This is a genomic window from Armatimonadota bacterium (assembly GCA_017993055.1).
Classification (GTDB): domain Bacteria; phylum Armatimonadota; class UBA5829; order DTJY01; family DTJY01; genus JAGONM01.
In genome coordinates, this window is the sequence record JAGONM010000004.1 from 58,532 (window position 1) to 80,095 (window position 21,564).

Sequence of the window (21,564 nt, forward strand, 5' to 3'; positions counted from 1 at the left end):
ACGGGGAGGGTCCGAGACCCGCCCCCCGAGGCAGACGGTCGCGCAATCAGGGGGTCACCGATCCCCTGATTGTCGTATGATAGGCGTCGAGAGTCGGTGGCGCGATGATCAGGAAAGATATACTGCCCAACGGCGTGCGGGTCATAAGCGAGATGGTTCCGCACGTCCAGTCAGTATCCGTCGGGGTCTGGGCGGGATCGGGCGCGAGGGATGAGGATGAGCAGTACCAAGGCATATCTCATTTCCTCGAACATATGCTCTTCAAGGGAACGGAGACCCGCAACGCCAGGCAGATCGCCGAGGAGTTCGACTCGATCGGCGGTCAGGTCAATGCGTTCACCGATAAGGAGTTTACCTGCTACTACGCCAGGGTGCTTCACGAGCATCTCGCGATGGCCGTGGACGTGCTGTCCGACATGTTCATGAACTCAAAGCTCGATCCGTGCGAGATCGAGATGGAGAAAGGCGTCGTCCTCGAAGAGATCAAGCGCCACGAGGACTCCCCGGATGACCTCGTTCACGATATGTTCGCCCGCCTCGTCTGGAGCGGCCATCCGCTCGGGAGATCGGTGCTTGGAACAAGCGAGGCAGTGCGGAGCCTCACGCGCGATCAACTCGTGGAGTTCATGCGAACGCGCTGTACTCCGGACACCATTGTGGTCGCCGCAGCGGGAAGACTGGATCATGACGCTCTGCTCGATCAGGTATCGCGTCTGTACGGCCGACTCTCAGGCGCGAAATGCGACTGCTCGCGCAGCGCGCCCGACTTTTCGGTCGAATCCGCGCTGGCGCACCGGGATACCGAGCAGGTGCACTTCTGTATTGGCACGAAGGGCTGTTCGCATCACGACGATTCGCGATACGCCTTGGCGGTCGTGGACACGACGCTCGGAGGCGGCATGAGTTCCAGGCTCTTCCAGGAGGTCAGGGAGAACCGGGGTCTGGCCTACGCCATCGGTTCGTACTCAGCCTCCTACAGTGAGGGAGGCTTGTTTGCAGTCTACGGAGGCAGCAGCAAGGGCAACATGGACGAGGTCGTGGGTCTTGTCAAGGAGCAGTTCGGTGATATCGGCGCGAACGGCATCTCCGATCTCGAGATGACGCGGGCGAAGAACCAGATACGCGGAGCGCTCGCCCTCGGTCAGGAGAGCATGAGCAATCGGATGATGCGCATCGGCAAGTCCGAACTCCACTACGGCCGGATGCTCACGATAGAGGAGCTGACTGCGAAGGTAACGAACGTGAGTCACGATGACGTGAAGCAGGTAGCCGACAGGTTCTTTGCGGATGCGGAGTTTCCTATGGCGGCGATCGGTCCATTCGAACCGGAGAGGCATTGAGGCAGATGAGCGACCCCATTCGAGTCGTGATAGCGGGCGCGGGTGGACGCATGGGCGGTGAAACCGTCGGCGCGGTTCTGGGCGCGTCTCCCGAGATGGCCCTGGTCGGCGCGGTTGATCCCGCTCATGACGGCGAGGCTATCACTGGTTCGCAGGTCACCATGACTTCTGACTTGGCGAAGACCCTGCGGACCGCCGGAGCCGACGCGGTGGTCGTGTTCACCGTCCCGGTTGTTGCCATGGGGGCCATCCGCGCCTCAATGGAGGCCGGCGCGGTCCCTATCGTTGGCACGACCGGCATTACGAAGGCCGACATCGAACAGATCAGGCAGACGGCCGTCCAGTGTGGTGTGGGTGCGATCATCGCTCCGAACTTCGCAATCGGCGCAGTGCTGATGATGAAGATGGCGGCCGAAGCCGTCAAGTACTTCCCGAACGTGGAGGTCATCGAACTGCACCACGACAGGAAGCTCGACGCGCCGTCCGGCACGGCACTTCTGACCGCGAAGCTGCTGGCGGAAGCTCGATGCGAGAGGCCCGCGGACGCGCCAGATGCGTCGGCCCCGGCGCGGGGAGGCGAATACGATGGGATTCGCATTCACAGCGTGCGGCTTCCGGGGTTCGTTGCGCATCAGGAAGTCATATTTGGCGGGCTGGGCCAGACCCTGACCATCCGACACGATTCGCTGGACAGGAAATCGTTTATGCCGGGAGTTCTCCTGGCGATCAGGAAGTCCCTCGGACTGAGAGAAGTGATCTGGGGGCTCGAGAACATATTGTAGGGGGCAGAAATGGGCAGATACAACGTAGCGGTTGTGGGAGCAGGCGCCGTCGGCGAGGAGATGTTAAACGTTCTCGCCCAGCGGGATTTCCCGATCAACAACCTGAAAGTGCTCGCCCGTTCAGCGAGGGAGATCGTTGTCGGTGGCCGGAGCTGCAACGTCGAGCCGACGACTCCCGAGGCGTTCGAGGGCGTTGACATCGCGCTGTTCGCCGGCACCGAGGGCGCGAGCAAGACCTACGCTTGGGAAGCGGCGAATCGCGGAGCGGTCGTGATAGACAACTCCAACACGTTCCGTATGGACGAAAACGTTCCTCTAGTGGTTCCGGAGTGCAACCCGGATGACGTGTCCTGGCACAAGGGCGTGATCGCCAACCCGAACTGCTCGACGATCCAGATGGTGGTCGCGCTGAAGCCGCTGTACGACCGATCGCGCATCACCAGGCTTGTCGTGACGACCTATCAGGCCGTCTCAGGCACCGGCCGCGACGCGATCAAGGAACTCCACGATCAGGCATCGCTTCTGGTCGCCGGCAGAGAGATCGCACCACCTCAGGTCTATCCGTACCAGATCGGGTTCAACCTGCTGCCGCACATCGGCGGTTTCCGTCAGGACGGATATACCAGCGAGGAGTGGAAGATGGTCGCCGAGACTCATAAGATCCTCGGCGACAGAGATATCAAGGTCACGCCGACGACCGTTCGCGTGCCGGTGTTCAACTCCCACTCGGAAGCGGTCTACATCGAGACTGAGGAGAAGATCACGGCGGCCGAGGCCAGGGAGATTCTGTCGAAGGCTCCGGGTTGCGTAGTCGTTGACGATCCGAAGCCGACCGACGACGACCCGAACTGCCGCACCTATCCGACCCCGATCGAAGCTTCGGGCAGGGACGAAACGTTCATCGGGCGCGTCCGCGAGGATCCGTTCATCCCGACCGGCCTGAGCATGTGGGTCGTCTCCGACAACCTTCGCAAGGGGGCGGCTCTGAACGCGATACAGATCGCCGAACTGCTCATCGAGCGCGGGATGATAGAGGGCCGCTGATCCGGTAGTGTTCGTTACCCAAGGTCCCGGATTGACCATCGAACACTGAGTCTCGCACCATTCTCATGTCATGACCAACGAACCAACATTGAAGTATATCCCGCTCGGCGGCGTCTCCGAGATCGGGAAGAACATGAGTGCGATCGAGTACGACGGCCGGATCCTGGTCATTGACTGCGGCCTCATGTTCCCCGACGAAGAGATGCTCGGCGTGGATATCGTCATCCCGGACGTTACCTACCTCGTCGAGAATGAAGATCGGATCGAAGGCATAGTCCTAACGCACGGCCACGAAGACCACATCGGCGCACTGCCCTACGTCCTCAAGCAAGTCAACCTGCCGATCTGGGGGACCCGCCTCACCATGGGTCTCGTACGAGCCAAACTCGAGGAGCACGGCCTCGTCGCGACGACCGTGATGACCGAGATCGAGGCGGGCGACCGGATCGGCCTCGGCATCTTCGATATCGAGTTCCTCCGGGTCAGCCACAGTATCCCGGATGGAGTCGGTCTTGCGATCCACCTTCCCGTCGGAACGGTCGTGCACACCGGCGACTTCAAGTTCGACCAGACCCCGGCGGACGGGAAGTTCGCTGATTTCGGCAGGCTTGCACAGCTCGGCGACGAAGGGGTGGTGCTTCTCATCAGCGACTGCACGAACGTCGAGAAGCCGGGGCATACCCCGTCGGAACGTACGGTGGCAAGCGCCTTCGAGAAGATCTTCGCCCGCTCGATGGGCAAGATATTCATCGCCACTTTCGCATCAAACATCAACCGCATCCAACAGGCCGTCAACACCGCGATCAGTTTCGGTCGCAAGGTAGCTATCGCCGGCAGAAGCATGGCGCGCAACGTCGAGATAGCCCAGGAACTCGGGTATCTTCAGATACCGGAGGGGACTCTGATCCGGCTTGACGAAGTGAAACAGCATTTCCCGGTCGAGATCGTCGTGCTCACGACAGGCAGCCAGGGAGAGCCTCTCTCGGCGCTTACGAGAATGGCCCTTGACGAGTTCGCCAAGGTGACTGTGGACCCCGGCGACACGGTCATCATATCAGCCACACCTATACCGGGCAACGAAGACCTCGTCATGCGGACAGTCAACCGCCTCTTCAAGCGTGGGGCGGATGTGATATACGGTGCGACTACCCCGGTGCATGTCTCCGGCCACGGAAACCGCGACGAACTGCGGCTGATGCTGAACCTCACGCGGCCGCGCTATATCGTACCGGTGCACGGTGAGTACAGGCATGTCGCGAAGTACATCGAACTTGGCGAGGAGATGTTGATCCCAAGAGAGAGGATCTTTGCCATGGAGGTCGGCGGCGTGCTGGAGATCAGCAGGGACTGTGCATCCATCACGGGGCAGGTCACTGCGGGAGACGTCCTGGTGGACGGGATCGGAGTCGGCGACGTCGGTGACATCGTCCTGAGAGATCGGCGGCACCTCGGCCAGGACGGTATGTTCATCATCGTCTTCAGCATAGACAAGGCCACAGGCGCGCTGGTCGCCGGTCCGGACGTCGTCTCGCGCGGCTTCATCTTCGTGGAGGAAGCCGAGGAACTCATGGAAGAGGCTAGAGAAGTCGTAGTTGCCACCATCGGCGAACTGGCGGTTGACTCCGTTTCGGAGTGGAGCACCATAAAGGACGATGTGAAGAGAGCGGTTGCCAAGCTGCTCTACACCCGGACTCACCGCCGGCCGATAGTCATTCCCGTCGTCATGGAGATCTAGGGCAACCGGGCAACGTCGTTCCGCGCGCGGAAAAGAATGACATCTCACTGAGCCAAACTCACCTGTGCAGGAGGTTCCCGCTTGGAAGCAATACTCAAGCCCATCGCGCACTGGGTCATGATGCAGATCGAGGCGATGGGATACGTCGGGGTCGCCGCTCTCATGGCGATCGAGAGTGCGTGCATACCCCTGCCGAGCGAGATCATCATGCCGTTCTCCGGCTATCTCGTTTCTACGGGCAAACTGAACCTGCACGGGGTGTCCCTGGCCGGAGCGTTCGGATGCGCGGTAGGGTCGGCCGTCGCGTATCTTGCAGGCATGCTGGGCGGGCGGCCTTTTGTCGAGAAATACGGCCGGTACGTACTTATCCGCGCCCGGGATATTGACAAGGCAGATAGATGGTTCACCAGGCACGGCGAGGCTACGGTGTTCATCAGCCGCCTGCTGCCCGTGATCCGCACGTTCATCTCGTTCCCGGCGGGCGTTGCCCGGATGAACTTCCTGCGCTTCATCGTGTATTCATTTGTCGGGTCGGTGCCCTGGTGTTACTTCCTCGCCTATGTGGGCAAAGTCCTCGGCGACAACTGGCAGTCAATACGGACGTACTTCCATGGTGCAGATGTGATCATCGGCATCGTTCTTCTCGTGGGGTTCGCGCTCTGGCTCTACCATCACCTGCAACCCGACAAAGAGTCCGAGGTCGGCTGAGATCGCGCTCTGTTCCTCGCTTGGTTTTCCTGATAGTCATGTTTGCGTTACCCCCGTGTTTGGGTAGACTCCCTATGCTGAGTTCGAGTGTCACGAGTCTCAGGTTGCGGGTCCGATTGTCGAGCCGAAAGGCTGCTCAGAGTCAAGGAACTTGCGAAAAACTGTTATTTTTACCAGTTGACGTTTCACCTGCATTGCTGTAGAGTTGAATCAACGAGACCGTGCGTAGTTCATATAAGCACGGCGCTGAGCCTCCCGCGGCGACTTCAAGCCTTCAGCAGTCTCTAAGTGGAGGAGGAAAACCTAGCCGAATGACAACGTATACATCGCGATCCAGAATCACCAGGTTCAGCCTGCCGGCTGAGCCGTCTGCGGCGTCCGTCTTGCGCAGATTCATCAGGGAGATCGCCCGCGGCACCCGCCTCACAGTTATCGAGGTCACCGATCTCCAGCTTGCGGTCACCGAGGCGTACAACAACGCACTCACCCAGCAGAAGCATCCCAACGAAGGCCGCATCGCGCTGAAGATTGACGCGCGTCCGGATGAAATCATAGTAGATCTTGCCTACCGAGAAACGCATTTCCCTCCGGCAGAGTTCTTCTCTCGGTGTTGATTCACCGGTAGCGTCGGCGGCGAGGTCAATCGGACCGCCGACGCTTGCTCTATTCCTCGCAGCTCGGTCCTTCTCTCATCGCCTTCGACGTCGTCCACCCGCCGTCCGACGTTTGACATTCATGAAAGAAAGCGGTACTCTTTGCATGGGGAAACCCGTGCTTCCGTAACACCTGATCATGAAGAACCTGCCTGGCCGTATTGCCCTATGTGTCTTGCTGTGTATCGCCTCCGCGACCGCGAATGCCGCCGATTACCTGGAAAGCCTCCGGGAGGCCGTGTCCGCGATCGAGATGGGTGCGTGCGATCAAGCCGGTAGCGCAATCGAGCAAGCTATTGCCGCCAACGAGGCAGACCCGCTCGTCCACCTCTCGCTTGCCGTGCTCTATCTCCACGGAGGCAGGATAGACGGCTCGTCGGGGGAGTTCCGGGCCGTGACTGAGTCTTCCCCGGGTGAATGGCTCGCCCACTACGGACTCGCGGTGACGGCCTTGGTCAGGGGGGACGCCCCCGCCGTTGACAAGGAGATCGCGGCCGCGCGCGAGGCGGGCGCTCCACCTTCTGACATAGACACCTTCGAGCGCTATCGAGACCACATCGTCGGCCGTTCGACGCCGGCGAGGCAGTCCGAATCCCTTCTCGACAAGCAGATGGATGCCTACGCTGCTCTGAGGACGGGTCTCCACGCCGATGCTCGCACACTCTTGACTGAGATCCTCGCCTCGCCGTGCCTGCCCGGTTTCGAGGAGCGGAGGAGTCCTGTCGCGACGTTTATCTCCTCGGCGCCGGTCGCCCTGCCGTCTTGTAGGATGACATGGACTCCGCCTCGAGGCGACGACGCCCGCGAAGTGGCGGAGACGGTCTACCTCACGGCTGACACGAGCGGTGCTGACGGCGTCGAGTTCGTGACCTTCTACGTGGACGGCACGTTCGTCGGCATGTCGAACTCTGAGCCGCTGTCATTCAACTGGAACACCAGACGGCACACCAACGGCCTCCACCAGGTGCGCATAGACGGCAAGAACGCTTCCGGCGATGTTGTCAGTTCGAAGTCGGTCTGGGTGCGCGTGAATAATGCTGATCCTGTTAGGCTGCCTCCAGTCTCCGGGCCTGAGGTCGAAAATCTGAGGGCGCGGCTGTGGAGGTGCATCAGGCTGTCGGAGAGCAGGCGGCTCGCCCACTACGAACTGGCGCAATTGATGCTCGATGAAGGGGAGAAGGATTCGGCGGCCCTCAACCTCGAATGCACGCTGGCATATCGGCCTGATTTCGCCGATGCCAGGCGGATGCTGCAAGAGATCAACGGCAAGCCCCCGGCATCTCGGGAGATCAGGTCCGGCCCGACCGGCAGAAAACTGGTCGCTCTGACCTTCGACGACGGCCCGAACCAGAGGACGGTCCGCCTTCTGGAGACGCTCGAACGGCTCAAGATTCCTGCCACGTTCTTTCTCGTCGGCTTCAGAGCGGAGGCACAGCCGCAACTCGTCAAGGCCATTGAGGCGGGCGGGCATGAGATCGGCAGCCACAGCTACACTCATCCGAACCTGACGAGCCTCTCTCTGTACGAGATCGAAGAGCAGCTGTGCAAGACGAACGCCGTGATCCGGGTGATTACCGGTAAGTCGCCGCGGTTGTTCAGGCCTCCGGGAGGCAACTTCAACTCTACCGTCAGGGAAGCTGTATCACGGCAAGGGATGAACAGCGTCTTTTGGACAGTCAACTGCGGTCACCTCGAGGGCGGCGACCCTCAGGGGCTTGCGGGCTATGTGTTTCAGAACATCACCGACGGGGGCATCGTCCTGATGCACAACGGCGAGGCTACCGCGTCTTACGCGCTTCCGGTCATCGCAAAACGGCTGCGCGACGCGGGGTACGAGTTCGTGACCGTGTCCCAGCTTCTGGGCGCGCGGTAGGTTGGGGCGGTCTCTCCGTTCCTCCAGACATCCTCAGTTCCTTCCGAAAATATACCAGGAAGGGATGTGAGGAACATTGGATTCGCCTGCCATCGAGGCAAACCAGCTTTCGATCTCCTACAGGACGGGACGCGGGCCGAAGAAACCTGCAGTCTCCGACCTCTCGTTTGGCGTCGGCCGCGGAGAGATCGTCGGGTTCATCGGCCCGAACGGTGCCGGAAAGACCTCCGCCATCAAAGCCCTGCTCGGCCTGATTCCTTCTCCCGGCGACTCGTGCCGCATCTTGGACATTCGGTCGAGCGATCCGCGGTCGCGGGCGTCGCTCGGTTATCTGCCTGAGGTATCGTACTACCCGAGGTTTCTGCGCCTCTTGGAGTTCCTCTACATCTGCGCTTGGCTCTCCGGGATTCCAAGGCGCGCGCGCAAGGATGCCGTCAGAACCGCCGCGAGGCGGACGGGCATGACCGAGCATCTGAACAGCCGCATGTTCGGCTTCTCGAAGGGGATGCTCCAACAGTCCGGCATTGCTCAGGCCCTGGTGCACAACCCCGACATCCTGATCCTCGACGAGCCGATGTCCGGCCTCGATCCGATCGCGCGTATGAAGATGCGGGAATTGCTGGTGGAACTACGATCGGAGGGCAAGACCATTCTCTTCTCGTCCCACGAACTCGGCGAGATCGAGATGGTTGCGGATCGGATACTCGTGCTCTGCCAGGGGCGGCTGGTCTACGACGGCGCCGTATCCGAAGCCGTGGGCATGGACGGCAACCTGGAGCGCGCCTTTATCCGCCTTCTTGGGGAGGAACTGCCATGCGCTGCCTAGCACTATCGTATCTATCCCTTATCGAGACGCTTCGGCGGAAGGAGTTCTACGTAGTGCTGGTCCTGATCGCGCTCCTCGCGGGCTGGCTTCAGATGGCGAATCTCGGTGCTTCGCAGGCCGGGAGATTCTCGCGAGAGATCGTCATGCAGGTCGCTTGGCTGGCTTCGTTCGCGCTTGCCGTGGCGCTCGCAACTCGCCAGATTCCAACCGACGTCGAACAGCGGACAGCCTACATCCTGCTCGCTCGCCCGATTCCGAGATGGCAGTACATCGCGGGTCGGGGTCTGGGTGCGGTGTCGGCCGCAATTACCTGTTTCACCGGCCTCTTCCTGATCCTAATAGTGATGCTGGCGATAAGGGGAGGCGCGGGCGTCTTGGATGCGACTCTTTGGCAGGCGTATGCCCTGCAGGTCTGCGCGCTCACTCTGCTGTGCAGCATATCTCTCTGCCTCTCATGCGCTTTCTCACCGGCGGCGGCGGTAACATTCGCGCTCGTTCTCCTCTGCGTGACGCGTTACGGCGGGCAGTCGCTCATGTCGGCCATCGAGACAATGACCGGGATGCGTCAGTACGCGGCGTGGGCGGCATACCTCGCTCTCCCGCACTTCGAGTTCTTCGACATATCGCGCAGGTTCGTGCACGGATGGGGGCCTCTGCCGAAGATAGCATTCGTGCAGATACTGGCCTACGGACTGGGGTATGCTCTCTTCGCAGGCGCCTGCGCGTCGCTCACGTTCCGCAGGAAGTGGCTGTGATGGAGTCCAGGCATCTAGGCGTAATGGCGATCTGCGGACTGGTCGTCGTCGTTCTCTGCGGTCCGATAGGAGTTCGGACTGAGGCTGCGGATCGGCAGAACGGTGACATCCTTGTGCGGTTATTCGGCGGAACGGCCGAGATTGCCTCGCGAAGCGCGCTCGATCAGGCTGATCTCTACCTCCACAAAGGGGCAGGCCATCTGTGCGAAGATCACGGGCATGACGGAGATCAGCAGCGTTCTCATTCCCTGCCAATGCAGGGATTGGTGAGGAGACTGCACGGCCAGACCGCTCCCCGTGACCACAGTCATGTTGTCGGCTCGGATGAGAAGGAACTCCTCCCCTGGTTCGTCATCGCCGCGCGTCTTGACCCGCGGAACGTCGAGGCCTGGCGGACCGGCGCCTACTGGTACTACCGAACGGGGCAGGTTCGCGAGGCCGAACGCTTCATATCCGCGGGGATTGCGAGCAACCCCTCGGACCACCGCGTCTACCTGGAGCGCGGCATCCTCTACCACCGCCTGGAACGCTGGAACGAATCGGCTTCCGACCTCCGTACAGCGATGAGGCTGTACAGATCGCTCGACGAGGACTCGCCGTTTGAGTTGAAGGCGGCCCGGATTTACCTGCGCGATTGTGCGGAGAGACTGCGGAAGTAGACGCCATCTCCGAACAAGCAGGTAGCTCCTGGGTCGGCGCCGAAATGTATCCTCTGAAGCGACATCATCTCGCGAGGAGGAGTGCGACCCATGAGCGACGGGCATGCCACCAGGCGTGAGTTTCTTGCAGGGATAGGGGCTGCCTGCGCGGTACTGCCCTTGGTCGGTGTCGAGGGAGCGTCCGCACCATCGAAACAGCCGAACCTCGTCTTCATCCTGACCGACGACCATCGGTTCGATGCGATGAGTTGCATGGGCCACCCCTTCCTGCGCACTCCGAACATCGACCGTATCGCACGAGAGGGAGCGATCTTCCGCAATGCCTTCGTCACAACCTCACTGTGTTCTCCCAGCAGGGCGAGCTTTCTGACGGGGCGATATGCTCACTCCCATGGCGTCCTCAACAATGCCACCGTGTTCGAAGACAGCCAGCCGACCTTCCCGACCGTGCTCAAGGCGGCGGGATACGAGACCGCATTTGTCGGCAAATGGCACATGGCCGGGCAAGAGGGCCCTCGAAAGGGCTTCGACTACTGGTTCAGTTTCAAAGGTCAGGGCGTTTACTACAGCCCGACCGTGAACGATAACGGCGAAGTCAAACGGGTCGGCACCTACATGACCGACCTGTTGACAGACAAGGCCGTCGAGTGGCTGAACAGACCCCGGAATGCGCCGTTCTGCCTCTATCTATCCCACAAGGCGGTTCACGGCCCGTTCCAGCCTGCCGTGCGGCACAAGAAGCTGTATGCGGGCGAGAAGATCGAGCGCCCGAAGAGCATGAGCGATACCCTAGAGGGCAAGCCCGAGTGGATTCGGAGAGGCATGGAGCCCGGCCACGACTTGACTGGAGCTCTGACCGACCCTGCCAAGCTGGACGAGTTGATACTCGACTATTGCCGGACGCTCGTCGCCGTAGACGAGGGAGTCGGCCGTGTGCTCGATACACTGGAGGCGATGGGCGAACTCGACAATACCGTCATCGTGTTCTGCGGCGACAACGGCTATTTCCTCGGCGAGCACGGGCGGGTGGACAAGCGCCTGATGTACGAGGAGTCCATACGCATCCCGATGGTTATGCGCTACCCGAAGGTTGTCAAGCCGGGAACTGAGGTCCAGGGCATGGTGCTCAACATTGATCTGTGCCCCACGTTCCTCGACCTTGCGGGGGTGACCGCGCCCCAGGGAATCCAGGGGAGGTCGTTCCGTCCGCTGCTTCGAGGGAAGGCCCGGGGATGGCGCGAAGAGTGGATGTACGAGTACTTCCGCGAGAAGGGATACAACTGGACGCCGACCACCGTTGGAGTCCGGACCGAGCGCTGGAAGTATATCGAGTATCTCGACGAGGAAGGCGTCCCGGCTGAGCTCTACGATCTCAGAGAGGACCCGACGGAACTCCGCAACCTGGTTGATGATGCGAAGCACGCCGATAGACTCTCCGAGATGCGTGCTCGTCTCGCGCGGCTCAGAGATGAGACCGGCTATCCAGCGGGCAGCTAGGTTAGATGGAACGCGACCTGGGAATACTACTTGTGGTATAGTGTGCTCTGCACGGGGAGACGACCTCTTCGCGATGAGCTTTTTGGCGATTCGGCATATGTTTGGCATGACGAATGTCGCATGATCAAGGAGGAGAGTATGAAGATCAAAGGAACCCGGACCGAGAAGAACCTGATCACCTCGTTTGCAGGTGAGTCCCAGGCGAGGAACAGGTATACGTATTTCGCCAGTCAGGCGAAGAAGGACGGCTATGAGCAGATATCCGCCATCTTCACGGAGACCGCGGACAACGAGAAGGAGCACGCGAAGCGCTTCTTTAAGTTCCTCGAGGGTGGGACTTGCGAGGTCGTCGGCGTCTTTCCCGCCGGCAAGATCGGCACGACCGCCGAGAACCTGGCCGCAGCCGCTGCTGGTGAACTCGAGGAGTGGTCGGAGTTGTACCCTGAGGCTGCTCGCGTTGCCCGTGCCGAAGGATTTGAGGCGGTGGCCGTCGTGTTCGAGAAGATCGCTGCCGTCGAGAAGCATCACGAGGAGAGATACCGCGCGCTGTTGAAGAACGTCGAAGACGGCAAGGTCTTCAAGAAGGACGCCCCGGTCGTCTGGAAGTGCCGCAACTGCGGCTATATCCACGAAGGTCCGGAAGCCCTCCAGTTGTGCCCGGCATGCGCGCACCCCCAGGCGCATTTCGAGCTTCTCGCCGACAACTTCTGATTCGACGATGTAGAGACGCCGCTGTTGAGGTGTTGGGGCGGGAGTTGTACTCCCGCCCCAACAAGCTTGCGTGGAGGAAACGCCGGCATGAACTTCCGAGAGAGAACCCTCGCGATCTTCGCCGATCAACCCGTAGACAATGTAGTCTACCAGCCCCGCATCGAGCATTGGTACGGAGTCAACAAGGCGCAGAACACGCTTCCCGAGCTTTACAGGGACATGTCGCTCCTGGATGTCTACGACGACTTGGGGTGCTCGATCCGCAGCTATCCCTGGTTCAACGGCTGCCTTGGATGCGCCGACGATCCGAGCGTGAAGTACGAGGCCGAGCAGCATGGGAACCGGCACGTCTCCCGTTGGATCACTCCCGTCGGGACCGTGGAGGCCCACTCCCGTTCAACCGGCCTTGCATCGCACACCGACAAGTTCCCCGTCGAAACGCCGGATGACGCGAGGGTGATGGAGTATATCCTTCGCGGGCGCACGTGGTCGTTCAACAACGAGCTGTTCGCGCAGAACGACGCGATCGTAGGCGACCGGGCCGCCCCGATGATGTTCATCCCCCGCGTCAACGTGCAGAAGCTCCTGATCGAGATCATGGGGGTCGAGGGCACGATCTACGCGCTCCATGACGATCAGGCGATGGTCGAGCACCTGATCGACGTCATCAACGAGACCGACGAGCCGATGCTGAAGGTCGTGCTCGAGAGCCCTGTGCCGATCATCAACTTCGGCGACAACGTGGACCACCACTTCCTGCCGCCGAACCTCTTCGAGCGGTACGTGCTCCCGGAGTACCAGCGGCGGGCCGACCTCTTCCGAGCTCGTGGCAAGTTCACGCATGCGCACTGGGACGGCAGCATCAAACTCCTGCTCCCGTATGCCCAACAGACGCGGCTCGACGGCATCGAGGCGTTGACCCCGATTCCCCAGGGTGACGTCACGCTTCAGGAGATGAAGGAGGGGCTGGGCGACATGGTGCTGCTCGACGGCATCCCGATGACCAGCTTCCTTCCGTCCGAGCCGCTCGAGGAAGTGGAGCGCACGGCGCGCGACTGCATCGAGATGTTCTCGCCGAACCTGGTCCTCGGCGTCTCGGATGAGCCGTCGCCGGTCTGCGACATCGAGCGCGTCCGCCTGGTGGCTGAGATCCTCAAGGAGTATGAGCGTCCGGCAGTCTAGTCATAGATCTCAGCCGGGCCGAATACCTGGGGATGAAACTGCCTTAGATGCCTCCGTGCGAGGAAGCACAGCTCGCAGTCCTGCGATATCGATTCCGGCCAGACGAAGCCGTATTCCTTTGTTGCCAGTTCCGCAAGGCCGATAGGTCCGCTCTCGCACACCGTCCTTGTGAACTCGTTGGCATTCTCCGGCCCCCGGGCCAAGACGCAAGCCGGTGTCGTCTCGCCGACTCGTCCGAGGATCATCCCGCAGTTGGTCTGGATGTTACCGTAGGGGTCGATGTGAAACTCCCAGATCGTTTCGGCCCTGAACTCGTCCAGGCAGCTCTTGTTCTTCCTCGGCCCGCGATGTCCCATCCGGGGTACTCGCTCGTCACGTGGGTCGAAGTGCTCGCGGTATCGGGGTAGTTCCCGAAAGGCACTTCCGACCATCACGATCTCACGGCGGTTGACGTATTCCCGCAGCCGATCGAGGTCGCGGGCGAACGACTGCAGGTGCATGATCTCTTCATCGCTCTGCGTCGGGCCCCAGAAGTTCGCCTCGCCGAATATCTCCCGTGCAAGTCGGCGCACGAGGATGAATCGCTCGGGCGGAACCCACTCCTGGTGGAACGGATCAGCCGATGCCAGCAGCCCCAGGACTCCATGAGATGCGAGGAACTCCAACCGCTCCCTGACGATCTGTCCGTTAGTGGCAAATGAGCAGTTGGTCTCGATGAAATGCGGGGCATTGCCCTCCTCGTGCGCGAGCGCCAAGCCCTTCGCCAACCTCTCCCAGTACATCATCGCCTCGCCGCCTGCGACGTGTACCGCTCGGTTGGTCTCATGGAGCATCGCAAGGGCGTCTGCACATTGCTCGGGCGTCATGGCGACGTCCGGCTTGTCGGTCGAGCAGCCGAACAAACAGTGCTGGCACGCGATCGAACAGCGGTATGTGAACAGCAAGCCCGCAACACCATACCTCTGGCCGGCAGCCCTCATTCCCGCCTCGCCGATGAGGTCTTCCAGTTCTCGATTCCGCAATCCGCACCACCTAGCTCCGCCAGATGCAGCGGTAGTTGAAGCGCCGGTTGGGGGCGCTGTCGCCGTTGACGCAGAGTGAGATCGGGTCGGTGATATCGGCGGGATTGTCGCACCAGTGGAAGTCGAAGCTGAATGCGAGGCCCTTCAGCCCCAGGATCTCGCGCGGGACGGCCAGCTCAAGGGTCTTTCCCTTGTACCGATAGCCGATCTTCCCAACCTCCACCCATGACTTGGCCCCGAGGTCATACCGCTTGATCGTGGTGGTCTTCGAATCAACGATGCTCTGGTTGATGAGGAAGTCGTAGCCGAACCACCCCCTCCCCGGGTTTCTGTCGGCGTCGATGAAGAGCAGCATCCAGTTCGAGTCCGTATGCGGCGTCAGAGCGTCGTTCGTCTCAGCGTAGAAGTAGACCGTCTTGCTGTCCACCGCGACCTTGCAGGCGACGATGTCGTTACGCCCCGAGTCGTTCGTGTAATGCAGGCCGCCATAGCCGTTGTAGTCGCGATGCGCCGTATCGCCGATGGTGTCTCGATATTCGACGTCTACCTGATTCCAGTCAGTGAAATCCCGGTCGATCTTGATCGCGCCGTATCCGCGAAGCTCGGGTATCGGCCTGACGCCCTTATACCGCCGGATGTTCTGAGCCATCTGCATGTAGTAGTTGTCGGTGTATCCGCCCTTCATCGGCTGGATGGCGCGGTTGAACTCGGCATTGTACTGGTCCACGAAGAAGAAAGGGCTCTTGCGGCGCATGAAGTCAAAGGTCTGGCCCTCAGCGGGATGGTATTTGCCGGCGGTCCACTCGTTCCAGTCGTTGATGTAGAGGAACTGCGGATTCGCCTCGAGCGCCTCATCGAACCGCTGCTGGAAGTAGATCCCGTAGCCCTCGGGGTGATCGACCCACTTGCCGAGCCAGGGCACGAACGTGCGCACGGGGAGATCCTGATCGTTCAACTCTGGCTCTCCCTTGTCCACGGTCCAAGACTTCCCGATCAGGCTCGACGGATGCTGTCCTGGCGTGACGGCCGCCTCCTCCCGCTTGCCGTTGTGGAGGGAGACTCGCTCCTCCGGCTTCATGGAACTGACCCGCGGATCGCCCATGTCGAGCCCGAAACTCCAGTTGTCCTCGGCCCCGACGAAGCGCTTTGCGGCCCACTCATAGTAGCCCCACCACATCGTGCGCAGGGTGAAGAAATCCTTGACCTCCTTCGAGTACTCCTGGGGGCCGGTCTGTGAGCCGGTGGAGTCCCAACTCGGATTGTTGTTGTAAAGGAGGAGCGGCTTGCCGTCCCACATGAACCACAGGTCCTTGTACTTCCCGGTCTTGTATATTCTGTCGTAGAGGTCCTGCACGACGGTTACCACGGGACCGTTGAACGCCCAGAAGCAGAACTTGGGGACCTTGTTTCCCTCGGCCTTCATCTTCTGCATGACCGGGAAGACGACGTCCCACTCCTCCCAGTACCGTACGGCGTTGGTCACGTCCATCACGAGCACGTCTACGCCCGCGTCGGCGAGCATCGACATGTCCTTGCGGATGACGTACTCGTCCTTGCTCAGGAAGTAGCCCGCCTCAGGCTCTCCCCAGTGATACGAGCCTTCCGTCCACAGCGGATGTTTGGCATCCAGGCGCGCGCTCGGGTCCCTCGCGAGGATCTTCGAGACATCGGCGGAATACGGGCTCTTCATCCCGTACTTGCCGTCGTCGTGCCAGGTGATGTAGAAGATCCCCACCACGCGGCGCTGATCGTTCTTCACCGGCCCCACATCGGCGAACCCCGGCATCGTTCTGCCGAGGGCATCGCTGCCCACCCAGGTATCCGGGTATATGTCACGAACGCCCTGGGCGGTCTGGCCAACTCCCGAGGTGAGAACTCCGCTCAACACGAAGGCGTATACAAGTCGATGCATGATAAACTCCAATCTCGTAGTTCACTGTACCCCCGACATAGTGTAAGGACCCTGAGCAATAGCGCGCACTTGGGCGGCGAGGGCAAGGCGGTCGATCTCACGCTCCTGATCGTCGGTGAGCGGCTCGGGATGATGCTCGGCGAGGATCTGACGTGCTCGCTCGTTCGCCCTCTGGGACATGTCCTTCCCACCACCTGCCATCCAGGGCGTCCACTGCTCGCGGTTCGTGATCCGGGGGAACCAGGTGTGCGGGCGCATGTACTTCACCGTGTGATCGTGCGCCAGGTAGTTCCCGCCGATGCCGACCTCCTTGATCGCGTCGAGGCCGATCGCGTCGCGAGTGACCTCGACCCCCTGCACGATCCTGAACGCCGCGCCGAGAATCTCGTTGTCGATCACCGCCTGCTCGTAACTCGCCAGCAGCATCTGCTCCATCATGCCGATCGAAAGGTGCACGAAGTTCGTCCCGGCGAGCGAGTTCGTCAGCACCTGGAGCGCCCGCTCGTATCCCGCCTGGGCGTCCGGGAGCGTCGAGTCGATGCCCGTCCCGCCTTGGAACGGCAGCTTGTAGAAGTGAGCCATCTGCGCGGTGGCCGCATGAAGCAGCCCCGTCTCCGGCGCGCCGCCCGAATACTCGCCGTTCGACATGCTCATCAGCCCAGATGCGATCGCGAAGACGCACGGATTCCCCGGGTTCACAAACTGGGCGAGCGCGATGCCGGTCAGGACGTTTGCGCACTCCTCGACGAGCGTCCCGGCGATGGTCATCGGAGTCGTCCCGCCGAGCATCGCATCGACCTCGATGTAGAGCGGAATCCCGTGCCTCGCCGACTCGATCAGCTCGTCAACCCGCTCGGTGCTGTGGATCAGCGGGCTCATCATGCAGATGACGATCGTGAAGAGCGGATGCGCGCGGACCTCCGCCTCGCTGCCCTGGATGACCTTTGCCATCTCGATCTGGTCGCGGATACTGACTCCCCACTGGCCCTGGGAGTAGTAGTTGCGGTTGGTGTTCTTCATGACGGTCGCCCAGAGGATGCGGTCGAACCCCGGCTGGGGGATGTCCTGCGGAACGACGAGCGCATGCATGATGTGGAGGTTCTCCAGGCCGTCGAGCAGCCGCGTGAGGTCCGACAGGTCCTGCAGCGTCGCTGGGCGTCTGACTCCCTCGAGGTCGAGGACCGTCAGCGCCGACGAGCCGCCGATGGTATAGACATCGTCGAGGTTGACGTGGACGTCGAAAGCCGATGTCTTGCCGTAGAGGGTGAACTCGCTCGGCGCGGTGCTCAGCGCCTTCTTCAGCACGTCCTCCGGCATCCGGACGACCTGCTTCTCGAAATCAACATCGCACCCGTTGTCCCGGTAGATGCCAAGCGCCTCACCGTGCTCGACCTTCACCCCGACCGTGCTCATCACTTCGAGCACCGCCTCGTGGATCATCTGTATATCATCGTCGGAGAGCACTTCAAGTTGACCACCGTGCAGGCGTCTGATCGGCATGGAGAGCCTCCTGATGGTCAGATGGTAACACGGATACACAGATGCTATCAAGCATTGTGAACCGTCCGGCATGGAAACGCTTGACCGGACCGCAGATTGAGGGTAAACTGACACTAGACATGAAAGTTCGCGATCTGGTCAGGAAGCTTGAGGAAGACGGCTGGTATCTGGTTCGGACGCGAGGCAGTCATCGACAGTTCAAGCACGCCACGAAAGGTGGAGTGGTAACGGTGCACGGCCACCCTTCGGAAGACGTGCCGCCCGGAACCCTCAGCAACATCTGCAAGCAGGCGCAGTGGAGATGAGCCATGAAGGAATACACGGTCATATATGAGCATACGGAGAACAACTGGGCGGCGTATTCGCCCGATGTCCCTGGGTGCATGGCGACGGGCAAGACGAGGGAAGAAGCCGAGCGCAACTTCCGGGATGCCCTGACCTTCCACATCGAAGGCCTCAAGGAAGAGGGCCTGCCGATCCCCGAGCCGACCTCCGAGGCAGGGCGAATCTCCATCGCGGCCTAGGATTCGCTACCTCGTCAACGACCGCATCTTCGTGAGTGACTCATCGTTCGGGAGGGACGGCCAGTACTCGAGGCCGAAGAGGCCCTTGTATCCGAGCGCGTCGATCCGGCGGAGGACCTCGGGGTAGTTCAGCTCGCCGTCGTCAAGCTCATGCCTCCCCGGGACGCCCGCGGAGTGGAAGTGGCCGATCACATCGAGGTGCTGCTCGATCCGCGCGATCACATTTCCCTCCATGATCTGCATGTGGTAGACATCGTAGAGCAGTTTCATGTTCGGGCTGCCGACCTCCCGACAGATCGCCGCTCCCTCATCGGATGAGTCGAGGAAGTAGCCGGGATGGTTCACCAGGGTGTTCAGCGCTTCGAGCAGGAGCGTGATCCCCTCCGCCTCGCAGACCTCGCACGCGGCCTTCAGTCCGTCCACGACGCTACGGCGCTGCTCCTCCCGTGAGACGCCCGCGCGGAAGTTGCCCGTGCAGGTGATCATCTTATCGCAGCCGATGTCCTTCGCGACCCGGATGCTCTCCCGGACGCGCTCGACATACTTCCGCCTGTCCGCCGGGTCGGTCAAGGAGCCGCCGATCGCTCCGTCCGGCGAGTTGGCCACGATGTTGTTGATCAGCATGCCGGTCGAGCGGCAGTACCCGGCAAGCTCACCGATCCCTCGGTCGCCGCCCATGTCATAGAACCAGAACTCGATCGCGTCGAATCCCGCGTCACGGACTCTCTTCGCTCGCTCCACCAGCGAGAGGTCGGGAAAGAGGGGCTCAATGCAGACATCTATCCCAGGCATATCATACTCCTGCTCCTAATCGGAATCGTACTCGGAATTGCGGAATCGGATCATGGACGTTCGGTGTTCGATTTTCGCCTCCTACAGGAGCGCTGCCGCCACCTTCCGTATCCCCTCCGCGATCATGCCGCAGTCGGCATCCGTCATCTGCGGGGGGATGTCTATGTGGATCGAGCGGCTGAGGAGTTCGAGCGTGTTCGGGCACATGTCCGGCGAGTACTCGACCTTCTTCCCGTAGTACGCGCAGGTGTATGGGCACCCCTCCTGAGTCGCGGTCACCTTGTCCATGATGTGCTTCCAGTGCGCGTAGACGTGCCAGTCGGGGATGCCCTTGTCGAAGATGCACGCGGCCGCGACTCCCTCCGCCTGGAGCGCCTCCGCGAACCGGGCCGTCAAGGCGCTGTCAGGCAGGAAGAAGATCAGCGCGATCGCCGTGTCGCCCTCGGCGTCATTCATCCGCCGAAAGGTGAGTGGGAGGTCGGAAAGCTGACCCTTGATCCGCGCCTTGTTCCGACGCATCCCCGCGAGCAGGCCGTCGAGCTTCCGGAGCTGGACTAATGCCACCGCGCCGGCCAACTCGCTCATCCTGAAGTTGACGCCGGGGAAGACTTCGCCCTCGTATCTCGGGAGGCCGAAGCGGTCCGGCCGCCAGCACGCCGCTGTGTCGTGATATGCCTGGGCGCGGTCGTAGAGGCGATCGTCGTCCGTGGTCACGATTCCGCCCTCGCCCGAGGTGATGATCTTGTGGTACTGGAGGCTGAACGCATTGCAGTCCCCGAAGCCGCCGAGCCGCGCGCCGCGGTACGATCCTCCGCACGCTTGCGCGACATCCTCGATCACCTTCAGGCCATGCTTCCGCGCGATCGCCATGATCGCATCCATGTCGCACGGAGCGCCCCGCATGTGGACCGGGATGACGGCCTTCGTCTGAGGGGTGATCTTCGCCTCGAAGTCCGCCGGGTCGAGCGTCAGGGAGTCGTCGACCTCAGCGATGATCGGGATCGCCTTCGCCGCGAGGATCGAGGCCGCCGACGCGAAGAACGTGTAGCCGGGGACGATCACCTCGTCGCCCGGACCGACGCCGACCGCCACCAGCGACGAGATCAGCGCGGACGTGCACGAGTTGACCGCGAGAGCATACTTCGTTCCGATGAGGCGCGCGAAAGCGATCTCCAACTGCCGGACCTTCGACGGGAAGTCCTCCGGGCCGTAGTAGCGGAACAGGTACTTGTGGTCGAGCACCTCCATGATCTCGGCACGCTCCTCGTCGCCGATCTCCATCCCGCCGGGAAACATGTGTATGTTAGGTGTCGTCTTCGCCTTCGGACCGCCCTCGATTGCCAGCTTTTCCATCGTCTATCACTCCTCTCATACTCGTACGCACTGTAGCATAGCCGTGCGAGGCCGCGCAACCGGAAGGGGCGGCGTCAGCGGTCTCTCGGCTTCTTGACTCGTCCGTTCCTCGGCCCATATAATGCCCTTGGAGGCCGACATGAGACTAAGCAATCAGGAACAGGCAGGGATGGTTTTCGATCGGATACTGGCGGAAACGCGCGGATTCGGATTGGAGATCGCGGACCGAGATTTCGGGCGGCCGTGGGGCGGATTCTTGAGGTTCACCGAGGAGTCTCTAGGCGCGTTTTTCAAGGCTTACTGGAAGGGTGCGGATACCGGCAAGCATGCGGGCCGGCGCGACCCGAAGGTTCTGATCGTGGCGCCCGCTCAGCGGCTTTCACTCCAACTTCACCACCGCCGGTCGGAGCTCTGGCGTGTGCTCGACGGACCGGTGATGGTGATCCACGGCCCGGACCGCGAGAACCTGGCGGCGGACGTCCTGTATCCGGGCGAGGTGATCAGCATCCCCTGCGGACACATGCATCGGCTGGCGGGGGCGCTCGACTCCTGGGGCAGGGTGGCCGAAATCTGGCAGCACGAGGATCCGAGCAACCTCTCCGACGAGTCGGACATCGTCCGCGTGCAGGACGACTATTCCAGGTAGCCGGCTGCCAGGATACCGTCGGGGAGGGGGTTGCATTCCCTCCCGTATAG

Annotated in this window: 21 protein-coding genes; 16 read left to right on the plus strand and 5 right to left on the minus strand. The window is 61.4% G+C overall.

Annotated elements, in window-relative coordinates:
- Window positions 1–104: 104 nt before the first annotated feature.
- The 13 genes from KBC96_02780 to KBC96_02840 all read left to right on the plus strand — a co-directional run bounded on the left by KBC96_02780 (window position 105) and on the right by KBC96_02840 (window position 13,765).
- On the plus strand, window positions 105–1,340 hold the full coding sequence (locus KBC96_02780; GenBank protein MBP6963310.1) for an insulinase family protein: 1,236 nt from the start codon (window positions 105–107) through the stop codon (window positions 1,338–1,340).
- 5 nt (window positions 1,341–1,345) lie between these two features.
- Entirely contained in the window at window positions 1,346–2,122 is a 777-nt protein-coding gene (locus KBC96_02785) for a 4-hydroxy-tetrahydrodipicolinate reductase (GenBank protein MBP6963311.1), read from the plus strand.
- Between the two features lie 9 nt (window positions 2,123–2,131).
- Window positions 2,132–3,166 carry an aspartate-semialdehyde dehydrogenase gene (locus KBC96_02790; protein MBP6963312.1) on the plus strand — a complete coding sequence of 345 codons (1,035 nt, stop codon included), beginning with the start codon at window positions 2,132–2,134 and terminating at the stop codon, window positions 3,164–3,166.
- A 70-nt stretch (window positions 3,167–3,236) separates the two neighbouring features.
- A complete protein-coding gene (locus KBC96_02795) occupies window positions 3,237–4,901 on the plus strand; it encodes a ribonuclease J (protein MBP6963313.1) in 1,665 nt (554 codons plus the stop codon).
- A gap of 117 nt (window positions 4,902–5,018) precedes the next feature.
- Entirely contained in the window at window positions 5,019–5,609 is a 591-nt protein-coding gene (locus tag KBC96_02800) for a DedA family protein (protein MBP6963314.1), read from the plus strand.
- 311 nt (window positions 5,610–5,920) lie between these two features.
- Entirely contained in the window at window positions 5,921–6,223 is a 303-nt protein-coding gene (locus KBC96_02805; protein ID MBP6963315.1) for an ATP-binding protein, read from the plus strand.
- Window positions 6,224–6,401: 178 nt separating this feature from the next.
- Window positions 6,402–8,135 carry a polysaccharide deacetylase family protein gene (locus KBC96_02810; protein MBP6963316.1) on the plus strand — a complete coding sequence of 578 codons (1,734 nt, stop codon included), beginning with the start codon at window positions 6,402–6,404 and terminating at the stop codon, window positions 8,133–8,135.
- A gap of 76 nt (window positions 8,136–8,211) precedes the next feature.
- Window positions 8,212–8,961 (plus strand): ABC transporter ATP-binding protein, encoded by a 750-nt coding sequence (locus KBC96_02815; protein ID MBP6963317.1) that lies wholly within the window; start codon window positions 8,212–8,214, stop codon window positions 8,959–8,961.
- Window positions 8,949–9,716, plus strand: a complete 768-nt coding sequence (locus KBC96_02820) for an ABC-2 transporter permease (protein ID MBP6963318.1) — start codon at window positions 8,949–8,951, stop codon at window positions 9,714–9,716. Before KBC96_02815 ends, KBC96_02820 begins: the two co-directional genes overlap by 13 nt.
- Window positions 9,716–10,375, plus strand: coding sequence for a hypothetical protein (locus KBC96_02825; protein ID MBP6963319.1), 660 nt, complete (start codon window positions 9,716–9,718; stop codon window positions 10,373–10,375). Before KBC96_02820 ends, KBC96_02825 begins: the two co-directional genes overlap by 1 nt.
- A 90-nt stretch (window positions 10,376–10,465) precedes the next feature.
- A complete protein-coding gene (locus KBC96_02830; protein ID MBP6963320.1) occupies window positions 10,466–11,872 on the plus strand; it encodes a sulfatase in 1,407 nt (468 codons plus the stop codon).
- Window positions 11,873–12,010: 138 nt separating this feature from the next.
- The gene (locus KBC96_02835; GenBank protein MBP6963321.1) at window positions 12,011–12,583 is read left to right on the plus strand and encodes a rubrerythrin family protein; all 573 of its coding nucleotides are present in this window, start codon (window positions 12,011–12,013) and stop codon (window positions 12,581–12,583) included.
- 87 nt (window positions 12,584–12,670) lie between these two features.
- Entirely contained in the window at window positions 12,671–13,765 is a 1,095-nt protein-coding gene (locus KBC96_02840; GenBank protein ID MBP6963322.1) for a hypothetical protein, read from the plus strand.
- Here the strand turns inward: KBC96_02840 and KBC96_02845 are convergent.
- Genes KBC96_02845 through KBC96_02855 form a run of 3 tightly spaced genes read right to left on the minus strand, consistent with a single transcriptional unit; the run spans window position 13,762 to window position 18,199 of the window.
- Window positions 13,762–14,787: a radical SAM protein gene (locus KBC96_02845; protein MBP6963323.1), complete on the minus strand. Its 1,026-nt coding sequence runs from the start codon at window positions 14,785–14,787 to the stop codon at window positions 13,762–13,764. The genes KBC96_02840 and KBC96_02845 overlap by 4 nt on opposite strands.
- A 10-nt stretch (window positions 14,788–14,797) precedes the next feature.
- On the minus strand, window positions 14,798–16,699 hold the full coding sequence (locus KBC96_02850) for a hypothetical protein (protein ID MBP6963324.1): 1,902 nt from the start codon (window positions 16,697–16,699) through the stop codon (window positions 14,798–14,800).
- A gap of 21 nt (window positions 16,700–16,720) precedes the next feature.
- The gene (locus KBC96_02855) at window positions 16,721–18,199 is read right to left on the minus strand and encodes a trimethylamine methyltransferase family protein (protein ID MBP6963325.1); all 1,479 of its coding nucleotides are present in this window, start codon (window positions 18,197–18,199) and stop codon (window positions 16,721–16,723) included.
- 119 nt (window positions 18,200–18,318) lie between these two features.
- On the opposite strand from KBC96_02855, the gene KBC96_02860 reads away from it, so the two are divergent.
- Window positions 18,319–18,504, plus strand: coding sequence for a type II toxin-antitoxin system HicA family toxin (locus KBC96_02860; protein ID MBP6963326.1), 186 nt, complete (start codon window positions 18,319–18,321; stop codon window positions 18,502–18,504).
- Between the two features lie 3 nt (window positions 18,505–18,507).
- A complete protein-coding gene (locus tag KBC96_02865; GenBank protein MBP6963327.1) occupies window positions 18,508–18,723 on the plus strand; it encodes a type II toxin-antitoxin system HicB family antitoxin in 216 nt (71 codons plus the stop codon).
- A gap of 6 nt (window positions 18,724–18,729) precedes the next feature.
- Here KBC96_02865 and KBC96_02870 read toward each other — a convergent pair whose 3' ends face one another.
- Both KBC96_02870 and KBC96_02875 read right to left on the minus strand, forming a co-directional pair.
- The gene (locus tag KBC96_02870; GenBank protein MBP6963328.1) at window positions 18,730–19,515 is read right to left on the minus strand and encodes a TIM barrel protein; all 786 of its coding nucleotides are present in this window, start codon (window positions 19,513–19,515) and stop codon (window positions 18,730–18,732) included.
- 81 nt (window positions 19,516–19,596) lie between these two features.
- Complete coding sequence (locus tag KBC96_02875) at window positions 19,597–20,868, minus strand: DegT/DnrJ/EryC1/StrS family aminotransferase (protein ID MBP6963329.1); 1,272 nt, start codon at window positions 20,866–20,868, stop codon at window positions 19,597–19,599.
- A gap of 139 nt (window positions 20,869–21,007) precedes the next feature.
- Here KBC96_02875 and KBC96_02880 point away from each other — a divergent pair, with 139 nt between their 5' ends.
- Window positions 21,008–21,514 (plus strand): phosphoheptose isomerase, encoded by a 507-nt coding sequence (locus KBC96_02880; protein MBP6963330.1) that lies wholly within the window; start codon window positions 21,008–21,010, stop codon window positions 21,512–21,514.
- Window positions 21,515–21,564: the final 50 nt, after the last annotated feature.

Bases quoted from the DNA above. Each gene is read 5' to 3' on its own strand.
- KBC96_02780 (MBP6963310.1), top strand. From the start codon at position 105: ATGATCAGGAAAGATATACTGCCCAACGGCGTGCGGGTCATAAGCGAG.
- KBC96_02785 (MBP6963311.1), top strand. From the start codon at position 1,346: ATGAGCGACCCCATTCGAGTCGTGATAGCGGGCGCGGGTGGACGCATG.
- KBC96_02790 (MBP6963312.1), top strand. From the start codon at position 2,132: ATGGGCAGATACAACGTAGCGGTTGTGGGAGCAGGCGCCGTCGGCGAG.
- KBC96_02795 (MBP6963313.1), top strand. From the start codon at position 3,237: ATGACCAACGAACCAACATTGAAGTATATCCCGCTCGGCGGCGTCTCC.
- KBC96_02800 (MBP6963314.1), top strand. From the start codon at position 5,019: ATGATGCAGATCGAGGCGATGGGATACGTCGGGGTCGCCGCTCTCATG.
- KBC96_02805 (MBP6963315.1), top strand. From the start codon at position 5,921: ATGACAACGTATACATCGCGATCCAGAATCACCAGGTTCAGCCTGCCG.
- KBC96_02810 (MBP6963316.1), top strand. From the start codon at position 6,402: ATGAAGAACCTGCCTGGCCGTATTGCCCTATGTGTCTTGCTGTGTATC.
- KBC96_02820 (MBP6963318.1), top strand. From the start codon at position 8,949: ATGCGCTGCCTAGCACTATCGTATCTATCCCTTATCGAGACGCTTCGG.
- KBC96_02825 (MBP6963319.1), top strand. From the start codon at position 9,716: ATGGAGTCCAGGCATCTAGGCGTAATGGCGATCTGCGGACTGGTCGTC.
- KBC96_02830 (MBP6963320.1), top strand. From the start codon at position 10,466: ATGAGCGACGGGCATGCCACCAGGCGTGAGTTTCTTGCAGGGATAGGG.
- KBC96_02835 (MBP6963321.1), top strand. From the start codon at position 12,011: ATGAAGATCAAAGGAACCCGGACCGAGAAGAACCTGATCACCTCGTTT.
- KBC96_02840 (MBP6963322.1), top strand. From the start codon at position 12,671: ATGAACTTCCGAGAGAGAACCCTCGCGATCTTCGCCGATCAACCCGTA.
- KBC96_02850 (MBP6963324.1), bottom strand. From the start codon at position 16,699: ATGCATCGACTTGTATACGCCTTCGTGTTGAGCGGAGTTCTCACCTCG.
- KBC96_02855 (MBP6963325.1), bottom strand. From the start codon at position 18,199: ATGCCGATCAGACGCCTGCACGGTGGTCAACTTGAAGTGCTCTCCGAC.
- KBC96_02860 (MBP6963326.1), top strand. From the start codon at position 18,319: ATGAAAGTTCGCGATCTGGTCAGGAAGCTTGAGGAAGACGGCTGGTAT.
- KBC96_02865 (MBP6963327.1), top strand. From the start codon at position 18,508: ATGAAGGAATACACGGTCATATATGAGCATACGGAGAACAACTGGGCG.
- KBC96_02870 (MBP6963328.1), bottom strand. From the start codon at position 19,515: ATGCCTGGGATAGATGTCTGCATTGAGCCCCTCTTTCCCGACCTCTCG.
- KBC96_02875 (MBP6963329.1), bottom strand. From the start codon at position 20,868: ATGGAAAAGCTGGCAATCGAGGGCGGTCCGAAGGCGAAGACGACACCT.
- KBC96_02880 (MBP6963330.1), top strand. From the start codon at position 21,008: ATGAGACTAAGCAATCAGGAACAGGCAGGGATGGTTTTCGATCGGATA.